The organism is Ekhidna lutea (genome assembly GCF_900188325.1).
In the GTDB taxonomy this organism is placed as follows: Bacteria; Bacteroidota; Bacteroidia; order Cytophagales; family Cyclobacteriaceae; genus Ekhidna; species Ekhidna lutea.
On sequence record NZ_FZPD01000004.1, the window covers coordinates 49,228 to 62,397 of the forward strand.

Sequence of the window (13,170 nt, forward strand, 5' to 3'; positions counted from 1 at the left end):
TCGAACCGATTGAAAAATGGGTAAAAAGTCTTTCACACTCGCTATTCTCTACCTAATCTTAGCAAGTGCTTTTTGCCAGCACCAAACCATTAGTGACGGTCCCTACATCTTCATAAAAAATCAGCAGCTCATTCAAAAGCATATTGAAAAAGGTGAAGTGTTCACGAAGCAACTCGAAGCTGAGGCCTACGATACAACCTTTAAAGTCACGCCCGCTTTTTTTCAGGGAGTTGAAAAAATTGCTGCGCTAAGCGATATTCATGGTCAGTATGATTTGACCATAGAAATCCTACAAAACAATCAAATAATAGATAATGAATTGAACTGGAACTTCGGAGAGGGTCACCTGGTAATTGTGGGTGATATTTTTGATCGGGGCGGTAATGTAACCGAAGTTTTATGGCTAATCTACAAACTGGAAAAGCAAGCCATGGAGGCCGGTGGAAAGGTGCATTACCTGCTTGGCAACCATGAGTACATGGTTCTGCACAAAGACTTAAGGTATCTTCATGAAAAATACCCGATCGTCTCTGAGCTCCTGAACATCTCGTATGATGATTTGTATGGTGCCAACACTGTTCTTGGAAAGTGGTTGCGCTCTAAACATACTATACTTAAAATCAATGATTATTTGTTTGTTCACGGAGGAATTTCGCAAGATTTCGTCACAAATTCGGGAGTCAATATTGAAGCAATCAATGAAATAATGAGAGCATCGATCGACAGAAGCAAGGAAGAAATGAAAGCCACCGATTTCTACAGTACTTATTATGGCAGCACAGGCCCTATTTGGTATCGTGGCTATTTCTACGATCCCATCTCTGAAATTGCTATTGACAGTATTTTAAAACAGGTAAATTCCGCTCGGATCATTGTTGGGCATTGCTCATATGATGAAGTGGTGAGTCGCTATAACAACAAAGTATTTGGTGTAGATTCCAGCATCAAAAAAGGAGAATATGGAGAGGTCTTGTTTTTAATAGGAGAAGAAAACTACCGGGGAACGAAAAGTGGAAAAAGGATAAGGTTTTATTAACAAAAAAAGCCAGCTCATTTGACTGAACTGGCTTGCTTAGTAGCGGGGACAGGACTTCCCGTGTCAAGCACGGGACAGGCTTCTCGTCCATTTCAGGCACAAAAAAACCCTCAAAACTGACGTTTTGAGGGTTTGTAGTAGCGGGGACAGGACTCGAACCTGTGACCTTCGGGTTATGAGCCCGACGAGCTACCAACTGCTCCACCCCGCGATGTGGACGGCAAAATTAGAAAGAATAATCCGATTGCCAAAAGAAATTTAATCTTCCTCTACAATTCTATTCCATATATCTAAATATATCTTCCATTCTCCTTGCTCTTTCCTCCAGACTATCACGTACTTACCCCTCCAATTTGACGATTGATCACCATTTGAAGAGATGCCCTCATAGTAGCCATAATCATAGGCTTCATTCCCTAAAACCTTTATTTCTATCGGTGTTACTTTATGGTAGGTGGTTTTCCATGAACGATCCCCAGATGGATTCCAGTAATTGGATAAATCATCTCCCTCAAGAATGTCTGTATCACCAGGAAATATTTTTGCGTCTTCTGTGTACATATTTACCACCTCTTCTCGCTCATCATTCATCAGGTATTTAGAAAATTTGACCACTTGTGATTTGATAGCCGCTACTTCTTTATCCTGTGCCTTTAGACCTGTAAATAAGGCCAGCATTAGTATGGTTAGTGTTATCCGCATAGTTTTGCTTTTAAATGGAAGAAACGAAAGAGTTCAAGTCAGGGTTTGTCAATATCATCGGCAGACCCAATGTGGGGAAATCTACCCTACTTAATGCTTTGATGAACGAAAAGATTGCTATCACTAGCAGTAAGGCTCAAACTACGCGCCATCGTATGTTTGGGATTCTGAATGATGACTCATATCAGATCGTATTTTCAGATACTCCTGGTGCAATAGATCCGGCATACAAACTACAGGAAAAAATGATGGGATATGTTCGCACTGCTCTTGATGACGCTGATGTGATTCTGTTTATGGTAGCACTGGAGGATAAGAACGAATACCCAGAATTAATTGACATGGCTCTTCGGGCACAAGCTCCAGTGGTTTTTCTCATCAACAAAACAGATCAAAATAAAGGCTCACAAACATTTGACAAAACAGCTTACTGGAAAGAACTGTATCCTGAACTGGAGGTAATGTCAATTTCTGCTTTGGATCAACACGGCACGAATGAATTGCTAAATCGAATTCTGGAGCTATTACCAAACCATCCGGCATATTTCCCTGAAGATGAAATAACGGACAAAAGTGAACGATTTATCTGTGCAGAGATTATTCGTGAAAAAATATTCATGAACTACCAGCAAGAAATACCATATAGCTCAGAGGTAGTTGTGACCAGTTTTAAGGAAGAGGAAAAAATCATTCATATCGACGCTGAAATTTTTGTAGAACGCGATAGTCAGAAAGGAATCATCATTGGCAAAAAGGCGGAATCAATTAAAAAAGTTGGCATGGAAGCAAGAAAAGATATGGAGTCTTTTTTTGGTAAGAAAATTCACCTTCAAACCTTTGTGAAAGTAGAAAAAGATTGGCGTAAGGATGATCGTAAGCTCAGTCGATTTGGGTATTAGACTTGACTTGGACTAACTTGATTCTTTCAACTTAGCCAACAGTAATGAGAAAAACGCTACTCTCTTTTTGTCTTTCGATCGTGATAATTCCTTTGATGTCACAATCCAGAGAGCTTCTTCAAATCATTCAGGAAATTGACAGCATTGAAGCTGTTTATGAAGTAGACAACTCAATATGGAGAGGCCAACACCCCGAAGTGTTTCAATTTGCAAGACATGAACAGCAAATTATTAAAGCAAGAGCGCTGCAGAGACAGTTAGATGATCTTAAAAACCTCTCAATTGAGAATCTTTCAGAACAGGAAATTATCAATCGATCTATCAAGATTTTACAACTTCAAAATATTATTGATCAGGTCAGCTATAAAACCTATCTCATTCCATTTAATGCTGAAGGTGGGTTTTTCAACTCACCTTCGTTCTTCCTGCCAAATCTCCCCTTTGAAACAAAGTCCGATTTTCAGGCATACTTAGATTGGTTGCCATCGTTCTCAGATTACATTGCTTACAATACCCAACTCTTGGAATTTGGTCTCAAGGAGCAAATTGTTCCACCAAAAATTATCATCGAAAATAATATTCAACTTTTAGAACCCTGGATTTCTCAAGAACCGACCTCTAATCCATTTTTTAGGCCAATGGATAAGATGAATCTAAAATTTGGATCTGGCTACAGAAAAATATACCAACAGAAACTTTTAAATATTATTAAAAAGGAGATTGTGCCAGCATATAAAAAACTTGAATCGTTTTTAATAGAAGAATACCTTCCATCTGCACCTGATAATGTCGGTATTAGCGAGATAAAGAATGGAAAAGCGTACTATGAAAGTAGAATTCGCTTTTTCACAACAATGGAAATAACACCGGATTCTGTTTACAAAACCGGACTTTCTGAGGTAAAGCGTATTCGAAAGCTAATGGATCAAGTGATTGCCGATTTGAATTTTGAAGGCACGTTTCAGGAATTCCTACACTTTCTACGTAACGATCCTCAATTTTATCCCAAGACCGAGCAGGAGTTATTAAATAAAGCAGCCTGGCTCAGTAAGAAAGCGGAAGGACAACTTCCGAGACTGTTCTCAAAACTTTATGAACTTCCTTTTACAGTGGAGCCGGTTCCGGATGACATTGCTCCCAAGTATACAGGTGGGAGATATGTTGGCGGAAGCAAAGAGCAAGGGAAGGCTGGTATCTATTGGGTAAATACCTACAACTTGCCAAGTAGGACGCTATATACACTGCCGGCATTAACACTACACGAGGCAGTTCCAGGTCATCACTTGCAGATCACTCTTGCCTCCGAACTTGAGGGACTTCCAGACTACAGAAAGAATTATTACATCAGTGCATTCGGGGAAGGCTGGGGGTTGTATGCCGAGTATCTCGGAGAAGAAATGGGCATGTATGAGACACCCTATGATTTGTTTGGCAGATACACCTATGAAATGTGGCGGGCTTGCCGACTTGTCGTAGATGTAGGCCTTCATTACAAAGGATGGACTCGCGAACAAGCTGTTAATTATATGGCAAGCAACACAGCGCTATCTCTTCATGAAGTCAACACTGAAATCGATAGATACATTGGATGGCCCGGACAAGCCGTGAGCTACAAAATGGGAGAACTAACGATAAAAAACCTAAGACAAAAGGCTTCTCAATCCCTTGGGGACCAGTTTGACATCAAAGAATTTCATCATGTCATATTAAAAAACGGATCTGTTCCCTTACCTATTCTAATATCTCAGGTGGATGCGTACATATCTTCTGCCAAATCCAAATAGGTGCTTGTTCTTTTGCTTTAACTTCGCGGTTTAAACACGTGAACAAGTATCCCCGTAATGGCTAATATTCTCGCAATTGTAGGTAGACCCAATGTTGGTAAATCCACACTCTTCAACCGACTTGTTGAAAAGAAACAAGCCATCATGGACAATGAGTCAGGAGTGACCAGAGACCGTCATTATGGATATGGCGAATGGAACGGGAAGAAATTTACAGTCATTGATACAGGTGGGTATGTAGAGGGTTCAGATGATATTTTTGAAGGAGCCATCCGAACACAGGTAAAAGAGGCCCTGGAAGAAGCCACAGCAATTCTCTTTATGGTTGATTGCGATACAGGTCTGCACGGACTGGATCAGGATTTCGCTAACGTGGTTAGGGAAATTAAAAAACCAATTTTCCTGGTTGCTAACAAGGCTGATAATCAAGAAAAACTTCTGGCATCCAATGAATTTTACAACCTGGGAATGGATGCAAACCTGTACCCTATCGCCGCAGCGAGTGGTGCAGGAACGGGTGATCTTTTGGATGACGTTGTGAAGGAGTTTAGTGATGAAGAGCTTGAAAGAGAAGATGTACCAAGAATATCCATTTTAGGCCGGCCGAATGTAGGCAAGTCTTCTTTTGTGAATGCACTTGTAGGCAAAGAGCGAAGCATCGTAACCAATATTGCAGGAACCACAAGAGATGCGATTAACACCCGATATAACCTTTTTGAAAAAGATTTTATCCTCACCGATACGGCAGGGATCAGAAAAAAATCCAAAGTAAAAGAGAACATCGAATTCTATTCCGTTTTACGAGCCATTCAAGCTTTGCAGGATTCTGATGTTTGTATTGTGATGATTGATGCTGAAACTGGTCTGGAATCTCAGGATATGAACATCATTGGTCTTGCGCATAAGTACAAAAAAGGTATCGTCCTTATGGTGAACAAATGGGACCTACAGGAAAAAGATTCTAAAACAGCTGACAATTACCGGAAATTCCTTGAAGAGAAGCTAGGTCCATTGAATTACATCCCTGTCATATTCACCTCGGTTTTGACCAAGCAGCGAATTATGCAAACGCTTGAATTGGCCCTTCAGGTTTATGAAAACAGGTCAAGAAAAATACCAACGTCAAAGCTCAATGAAATCATGGGGAAAGAGATTGAAAACTACCCTCCTCCCGCCGTGAGAGGTCATTATATTAAAATCAAGTACATCACCCAACTACCCACGCATACTCCCACATTTGCTTATTTCTGCAATTTCCCTCAGTATGTCAAGGAGCCTTACCAACGCTACTTGACCAATCGAATGCGTGAGCACTTCGACTTTAGAGGAGTGCCAATAAAAATGGTGTTTAGAAAAAAATGACTTCAAGGGAGGTCTTTCAAAAATTTGTCCCCGAAGCTTCCGTAAGCTATTGTGTGAAGCTTTACGAACAGCTTGGGTTTGAGTTTAAAATCAAGAAGGCCAGGCAAACCAAACTGGGCGATTACCGGTTCAATCCCAAATCTGATCGTCATACGATCACAGTCAATAACGATTTAAACCCATTTGCCTTTCTGGTTACATATCTACACGAGGTGGCGCATCTTTTAGCCTTTAAGCAATATGGTAGAAGGATTCAGCCACATGGCAAAGAATGGAAGCGTTGTTTCAAAGAAGTTTCACAGCCAATGCTTAAGACAGAGGTATTCCATTCAAGCGTGCTTAACGCACTCAAAAACTATTTCAAGAATCCAAAAGCATCCAGCTGTTCCGATCCGGTATTGTACCAAATTCTAAAGGAATTCGATGCTGATAACGGCAAGCTGCTTCTTAAAGAAATACAAACTGGTCAAACATTCACTTTTAATAAAAAGGCTTTTATCAAACTGGAAAAGAAACGAACCAGAGCGGTTTGTCAGGAGGTTGTTACGCATCGCAAATACTTGATATCAGAACTTGCTGAAGTTTTTCTATTGGATCAGCAGAAAAATGATTGATATGATCATTTAAGGATTAAATTTTATTATTTTAATAGTTGACTAATCATCGCTGCTGGAGGTGACTAATTCAAAATATTTGAAATGTCCAATACAATAGCAGTATATAACTTCAAGGGTGGTGTCGGAAAAACCAGCACGACATTAAGTTTAGCCTACAGCTGGTCCAGGGCTTTCAAAGTTCTTGTAATTGATTGTGACCCTCAGGCTAACCTAACACAGGCTTTCACAGATCAGGATCACTCTGAAACCCTATTTACCATAACCAAAAAGCTGCTTCATAATGATCAGCCAAAAATTGAACCGCTTGAAATCCACCCCTATTTGCATTTAATCCCCGGTGATTTTCATATGACTTCAATGGAATCAAACACCGAATTTATTTCATTCGGGCATATCATTTTTTACAAACTACTCTCGAGCATAAGGCATGATTATGATTTAATCCTATTGGATTGTCCTACTCACTTTGGAATCACAGTTAAATCATTTATCGCCAATATCAATAGCATCCTTATTCCCTCAACTCCCGGGTCATTTTCAGTCTCGGGATTTAAAAAGCTTTTACAGTATCTGAGTGAAGTGAAAAAGGATAAACCCCTTGAAATAATTGGTATATTCTTCAACCAGTATAGAAAGAATACCCTCTTTCATCAGCGAATTGTTAGAGAAGCAGAGCAAGAGCTTGGCGACTTAATTCTTGACCAGCGCATCAGGGAGTCTATTCGCGTAAGCGAGGCGAACGAACAAAATGAGTCAGTCTATTCCTTTACTGATGAAAGTGCTGTTGCAGAAGATTTCCTAAAGCTTAGCGAGGAAATAATCGAGCGAATGAATAGGGTAAATCTGGATGAAGCATTGAACCTCATTAAAGGAGAAAAAGTAAAAGGTTAAATCGCCAGTCGTCGTGCTATCAAACTATTTACTACTTCAAAAAAACGAAGTGGCGGTAGCGTTCTCCATTTTTCGATTTGAAGACTGCCTGACATATTAATGTAGTTGTCAATGTTATAATTCTTCATTTCATCAATGACAAAATCTTTGAAATTCACGCCGGCTATCCAGCCATCTTCCACATCATCAAACCACTCTTCATAGTAGCAATCGTCGCTCCCGTGAAAATTCATAATATTCTCACCAACGAGAGCAAATTTGTTGACCCCAAAATCGATCATATGCTCGATGATGTTTCGTTTGAGCTGCATGATGTCATTGTTTATGGCGTCATTCCACTCTCCTATCATTTCCATGACGGCAAACCCACGATCATAATCTGCAAAGAGAATTTTGATATAGAGTGTCTCAGAGCCAAAAAAATCCCAAGCCGGATCTATATAGTATCCATAGATATTTTCAGAATAGAGGTCATAGTTATACTCCTTTCCGGCGAATGGCGACCGGTCATCATAGCTGGAGTTGTAATACTGGTTCCAGCGCTCATATGGAGTGATGGTGTGCATCTATTACAAATGTAAGAGAGAACCTGAGAAGCAGGCATAAAAAAAGAGGATGCCTATTCAGGCATCCTCTTCAAAACTATATCTTAGTTATAAATTAGAAGTTGAAGCTAAGTGTAGCATTCCATGTTCTTCCAAAACCAAACCATACAGAGTTAGCAACGTCAATTCCATTCCACGTTTCTCCAACAGCATCTTCACTTCCATTATGAATGTTAGTGTTAGACTCAGCGATGTAAACTGTATCGAATAGGTTGTTAACGTTCGCTCTGAATGTTCCATTCGTTCCGAACATTTCAAATCTTGCAGTTACGCCTAAATCAACCAGGCCGTAAGAAGGCAACTTCAAAGCACCATTGTTGTCCGGTGAAAGGAATTCAGAGTCTGCAATGTTGTAGTCTGCATAAAGGCCATCTACATGTCTGTAAGAAAGATCAACACTTACAATGTTGAATCTGTAGTCAGCAGATATGAATGAAGTAAACTGAGCAGCGTCTCCTACCTTGGCATCTTTAGCATAGATGAAAGCAGTACCACTTGGGCTATTGTTCTCATCAAAAATTGTAGCGTCAAAATCCTTCGTATATCTCCAGTTTCCTGCAGAAACCATTCCTCTTAATTTCAAATTATCAATTGGACGGTAGGTTGCTTCCAGCTCAATCCCCTGATGAAGAACATCAACATCCTTGAATTGCGCTGTTCCATTCACACCTGGTCCAATTGGCACAGTCTGCTCGATGAATCGGTTACCCCATGAAGTGTTGTACGCATTAACATTAACTGTTAAATATCGACCTAGATAACCGTATCCAACTTCTACTGACTTAATAATCTCATTTTGCAGGTCAGGGTTTACATCGTTAGCAAATCCTGGGAATACCGCATCAAACAAAGGCTGACGTGAAATATACCCAGCATTGAAGAACACATTGGATGTAGAATTTAAGTTGTAATTAGCACCTCCTTTTAAATAACCACCTGTAAGGTTTTTCTGCTTAGAAAGCGGGTTTCCTACTTGTGCAAACTGATCTTCTCTTTGGAATCCTTGATTGGAAATACCTCCCTGAAGTACCCCGGTGATTTGATCACTTGAGTATTCAACCAGTCCATTCAAGCCCTGCCAATTAACATAACCTATGTTATAGTAATTTATTTTAGGACCATCTAAACCTGTGTTATTGAAAGGAGAGGCTTCAATTGTCGTTTCAATTATCTGACCAGCAGAATTTTGGTTTCCTGTTGAATAGTACCCGTCAAGACCCATTAGGTTATTTACTACACGATAGTGGTAGCCAGTGTACTTTCTTAAATCGACTCCTAATGAATATCTGAAATTACCAGAATTATAATCCAATGTAGAAATACCACCAACCCAGTTGTGAGAGTTCATGGAAGCTCTTCTAATTAGAACAGCTCTATTCACATTTTCATCATTAAAACCATTTGAGCCAATAAGTTGGCCGTTATAACCAGAAATCTCTCCGTCATAAGGAGTAGTTGTCGATCTATTGACTTCCACTACATTGTCGAAATCAATCGTACCATCAGCCTTTCTTGAACCAGTGTTTCCTCCTTCAATATAATGACCGGTCAAGTCAGTTCTGAATGGGTAAATATTAATATCTGAATTTCGGAAGTTATTTCCTCTAGGACCAGTTCCTCCACCTCTTCCGGCAGAGCCATAAAGAGAAGTAGCTAAGGATAGGTTATCATTGATTTTCCAATCCCAGTTTACAGTAGCGAGTGGCTTATTGTAGAAGTTACGTCTCATATTGAATTCTTCACCATTCAACGTACCGCCATTCGTATTCCACTTTCTATCTATACCATCTTTTTTGTCATCACCGAAGTTTTGGTAATCTCTAATAGAAACCCAAACATCTCTTTGGTGGTGCCATTGGCCCGCACCTAAAAATGAAAGGTTAAATGCGTGATCTGAGCCTTCAGGTGCATAACCTACAGCTCCGAAATATGTCCATCCTTCACCCATGGTAGCATCAACATAGCCATCTCCACTCCATCTGCTCAAAAGAAATGATGAAGCCCAGCCAGTTTCGCTTCTTCCGGAAGAATAACTTGCGGTGGTTTTTACATAATTGTCATTACCTACAGACTGAGAAACTTTTCCGCCTTTCGCTAGCTCTGCCGCTTTAGTGAAAATAGAAACTGTACCACCTACAGAAGGTACTGCTAGTCTTGAAGCACCAAGACCTCTTTGAATCTGAATTCCTGACGCCACATCAGTAAGTCCTTGCCAGTTTGACCAGTATACCCATCCATTTTCCATATCATTAACAGGTTGTCCGTTAATAAGGAATGAAGTATTACTCTGATCAAAACCTCTCAATGATAATCTTGAATCACCGTATCCACCACCATTCTTCGTAGCGTAAACTCCAGGTGTTCTGTTCATTACCTCAGGGAATTCCTGATTTCCTACTTTCAATGAAATTTCAGCTGGTGAAATAGACGAAACAGCAACTGGTGTTTCTCTTTCCTTCACTACATCAATCACATTTGAAGTAATTACCACTTCAGCCAGAATACTAGTTCCCGGGTTAAGTGTTACTTCCATGTTGCTAGAAGCTGTTGCCTCTACTGATTCAAATCCAATGAATGAAACAACAAGAGGTGTACCCTCTTTTACATTCAAAGTGAATTTTCCGTCTACATCGGTGATTGTGCCATTTTGAGTACCCTTAACAAGTACCGTCGCTCCTGGCAGACCTTCACCCGCATCATCCGTTACTGTTCCACTGACTGATTGAGCATATGTCAGCAGGCTGGCAACTACAAGCGTTAAGCTTAGTAAAATTTTCCTCATCTTTAATCTTGGTTTAATTTTTCGTTCTACAAAAGTAGAATCTACTGTGGAAGTAGATGTTCTTTTAGGTTTAAATTTTCAACAATCACTTTAACAAAACCTTAACAAAGAAAATTTTGAAAAGTGAACCGAATACAATCCTGCAAGTTACTAAAACTTAACCTAAAAGGGGAATTCACTCAACACCAAGAATAGCCTTTCTCACGGTACCAAATCTCCGCAATCGTTTGCGAGCCTCTTCTTCAGGGATATCAAGTTTTTCCATAATCATCTGCACCCCTCTCTCAACTAATTTATCGTTGCTTAATTGCATGTCTACCATCTTGTTTCCTTGTACATGGCCCAACTTAATCATGACACTGGTCGAGATCATATTCAGTACCAATTTTTGCGAAGTACCCGCTTTCATGCGCGTACTTCCGGTAACAAATTCAGGACCTACCAAGATTTCAATCGGATATTCAGCTACTTCTGCAAGTTTTGAATCTTGATTACAGGTAATACAGCCTGTGAGTATACCATGCGCTCTTGCGTGTTTTGTCGCCCCGACGACATATGGTGTTCGCCCGGATGCTGCTATCCCTATTAATGAATCTAATTCTCCAATATCATTACTCTGGAGATCTCTCCAGCCTTGTTCCAAATCGTCTTCGGCAAATTCAACTGCTTTTCGTATTGCGCTATCACCTCCGGCAATTAATCCAATAACCTTGTCATGCGACACTCCGAATGTTGGTGGGCATTCGGATGCATCCACAATTCCTAAACGCCCGCTGGTGCCCGCTCCGATATAAAAAAGCCTGCCACCCTTCTGCATTCTGGGTACAATTGCATTCACCACCGCCTCAATTTGTGGAATACATTTTTCTACCGCCTCGGCTACCTTTTTATCTTCCTCGTTGATTCCCTTGAGTAACTCAATGGTGCTCATTTTTTCTAAATGATCGTAGAGAGAATCTGATTCTGTTAATGGTTTTTTATTCATACTGCTGATGATATAAAACTAATCCGGCTATGGGTGATTGTGCTATGGTCTTTATTGAATAACCTTTATCGCTAGCCACCTGTCTCAAGATATCTGAGTAGTGGTAAGCTATTGATCCTGAGAAATAAAACGGAAGATGAGTGCGCTCCTCTTTGAAGAAGAATGAATTGAAAAATTCCTGAAAGGAATCTGAGATCAATCCATAAATTTCTGGATGGCTTTTTCTTTGGCCTATAAACCGTGAAAATGATGCTAAAAAATGATTAGGTCTTGGTTCGTGATAAATTCTTTGAATGACATCATGAGATGTTAAACCGAATTCCTCTTGAAATTCGCTAATTATTTCTTCGGAAAAATACCCTCGAAATACGCCCATCATCAGCTTCTTACCCATATATGCTCCGCTACCTTCATCACCCAGCACATAGCCCAATGAAGCGCTTACTTTATTAACCGATAAGCCATCGTAATAGCATGCATTAGATCCGGTACCGAGAATGCAAACGTTTCCTTCTTCCTTACCACATAGCGACCGTGCTACCCCAATCAAATCATTTTCAACTTCGACATATGCTCCAAATATATCTTCAAGTGATTCCGTAACCTCAGCTCGCTGTTCATCAGTATCAACACCAGCAGCATAGAAAAATGTAGGCACATTGCTTTCAATTTCCTTCCCGAACGTCTCCTGAATGCTACCCTTGAGGTCATGAAAGTTATGAGTGTAAGCATTAAAACCTATGGTCTCAAATTGCTGAATCTCACCATTTTTAACTACCCTCCATTGAGTACTTGTACCTCCCGCATCTCCTATGATAAATGATTTGCTTGCCATAATGGCGATGGATAGTTCCGATATTAAAGGTACAACCTTATGACTTCAAAAGACTCTGCAAACGCAACCCCAGCCTGTACACCACGGGATTTAGCCAGGGCGTACACAAATTCTTCAGACATGTAATCACGTCCGGCCTGAGAGTTATATTCTTTAAGTGCTTCACACTTGACTTTAAGGTTTGATTCTTCCAGCGAAACAAAACAGGTCGTATCGAAAGTGAGATTGTTCCAAATCAGCTCGTAACCGAGAATGGTTGTATTCTTGAAAGCCCTCAATCCTTCATTAGCAATAGTCTGATGATCCTGATGAATATCATTTAAGCTTGGGACCAGCACAAGATCAAATTGATTATTTCTTCTCAACTCAATTAGGTCTTCTAAAATTTCTTGCCTGGAATAGTTGAGCTTTCGAACCTGATAGTCTTTGATGATTAAGTTATTCTCATTTATTCCGAGCTTCTTTGTAGCGGCTCGAACTTCTGTTTTTAAAATATCATTAGGCATTCCTTCCGGTACAGATTCCTTTGCCGTTGAAAAGGCCAGGTATGTCACTTTGGAACCGTTCTCAACTAATCGGTTAATGGTGCCACCTGCTCCAAGTTCCCCATCATCTGTGTGAGGGGCAAGCACTAAAACATCTTTAAAATTGCTGATCATCTATCTGATATTT

General features: G+C 40.1%; 12 protein-coding genes and 1 tRNA gene. 6 read left to right on the forward strand and 7 right to left on the reverse strand.

What is annotated here, in order from left to right; all coding sequences use genetic code 11:
- Positions 1-16 precede the first annotated feature (16 nt).
- Complete coding sequence (locus tag CHB71_RS11345; protein ID WP_089357046.1) at positions 17-1,036, forward strand: metallophosphoesterase; 1,020 nt, start codon at positions 17-19, stop codon at positions 1,034-1,036.
- A 138-nt stretch (positions 1,037-1,174) separates the two neighbouring features.
- On the opposite strand, the gene CHB71_RS11350 is transcribed toward CHB71_RS11345, so the two are convergent.
- Positions 1,175-1,247, reverse strand: a tRNA-Met gene (locus tag CHB71_RS11350).
- Between the two features lie 47 nt (positions 1,248-1,294).
- Positions 1,295-1,738, reverse strand: a complete 444-nt coding sequence (locus CHB71_RS11355) for a YybH family protein (protein ID WP_089357047.1) — start codon at positions 1,736-1,738, stop codon at positions 1,295-1,297.
- A 14-nt stretch (positions 1,739-1,752) separates the two neighbouring features.
- Between CHB71_RS11355 and era the strand changes: the two genes are divergently transcribed.
- The 5 genes from era to CHB71_RS11380 all read left to right on the forward strand — a co-directional run bounded on the left by era (position 1,753) and on the right by CHB71_RS11380 (position 7,291).
- The gene (gene era / locus CHB71_RS11360; RefSeq protein WP_089357048.1) at positions 1,753-2,637 is read left to right on the forward strand and encodes a GTPase Era; all 885 of its coding nucleotides are present in this window, start codon (positions 1,753-1,755) and stop codon (positions 2,635-2,637) included.
- Positions 2,638-2,681: 44 nt separating this feature from the next.
- Positions 2,682-4,421, forward strand: a complete 1,740-nt coding sequence (locus CHB71_RS11365; protein ID WP_089357049.1) for a DUF885 domain-containing protein — start codon at positions 2,682-2,684, stop codon at positions 4,419-4,421.
- Positions 4,422-4,478: 57 nt separating this feature from the next.
- Positions 4,479-5,783, forward strand: coding sequence for a ribosome biogenesis GTPase Der (gene der / locus CHB71_RS11370; protein WP_089357050.1), 1,305 nt, complete (start codon positions 4,479-4,481; stop codon positions 5,781-5,783).
- Positions 5,780-6,397, forward strand: a complete 618-nt coding sequence (locus CHB71_RS11375; protein ID WP_089357051.1) for a SprT-like domain-containing protein — start codon at positions 5,780-5,782, stop codon at positions 6,395-6,397. Before der ends, CHB71_RS11375 begins: the two co-directional genes overlap by 4 nt.
- An 84-nt stretch (positions 6,398-6,481) precedes the next feature.
- Entirely contained in the window at positions 6,482-7,291 is an 810-nt protein-coding gene (locus CHB71_RS11380) for a ParA family protein (protein ID WP_089357052.1), read from the forward strand.
- Here CHB71_RS11380 and CHB71_RS11385 read toward each other — a convergent pair.
- The 5 genes from CHB71_RS11385 to CHB71_RS11405 all read right to left on the reverse strand — a co-directional run bounded on the left by CHB71_RS11385 (position 7,288) and on the right by CHB71_RS11405 (position 13,157).
- Positions 7,288-7,857: a hypothetical protein gene (locus CHB71_RS11385; protein WP_089357053.1), complete on the reverse strand. Its 570-nt coding sequence runs from the start codon at positions 7,855-7,857 to the stop codon at positions 7,288-7,290. The genes CHB71_RS11380 and CHB71_RS11385 overlap by 4 nt on opposite strands.
- A gap of 94 nt (positions 7,858-7,951) precedes the next feature.
- Positions 7,952-10,678 carry a TonB-dependent receptor gene (locus CHB71_RS11390; protein WP_089357054.1) on the reverse strand — a complete coding sequence of 909 codons (2,727 nt, stop codon included), beginning with the start codon at positions 10,676-10,678 and terminating at the stop codon, positions 7,952-7,954.
- A 175-nt stretch (positions 10,679-10,853) separates the two neighbouring features.
- Positions 10,854-11,663 carry an N-acetylmuramic acid 6-phosphate etherase gene (gene murQ / locus CHB71_RS11395; RefSeq protein WP_089357055.1) on the reverse strand — a complete coding sequence of 270 codons (810 nt, stop codon included), beginning with the start codon at positions 11,661-11,663 and terminating at the stop codon, positions 10,854-10,856.
- A complete protein-coding gene (locus CHB71_RS11400; protein WP_089357056.1) occupies positions 11,656-12,498 on the reverse strand; it encodes a hypothetical protein in 843 nt (280 codons plus the stop codon). The genes murQ and CHB71_RS11400 overlap by 8 nt, the downstream gene beginning before the upstream one ends.
- A gap of 23 nt (positions 12,499-12,521) precedes the next feature.
- Complete coding sequence (locus CHB71_RS11405) at positions 12,522-13,157, reverse strand: PIG-L deacetylase family protein (RefSeq protein WP_089357057.1); 636 nt, start codon at positions 13,155-13,157, stop codon at positions 12,522-12,524.
- Positions 13,158-13,170 lie beyond the last annotated feature (13 nt).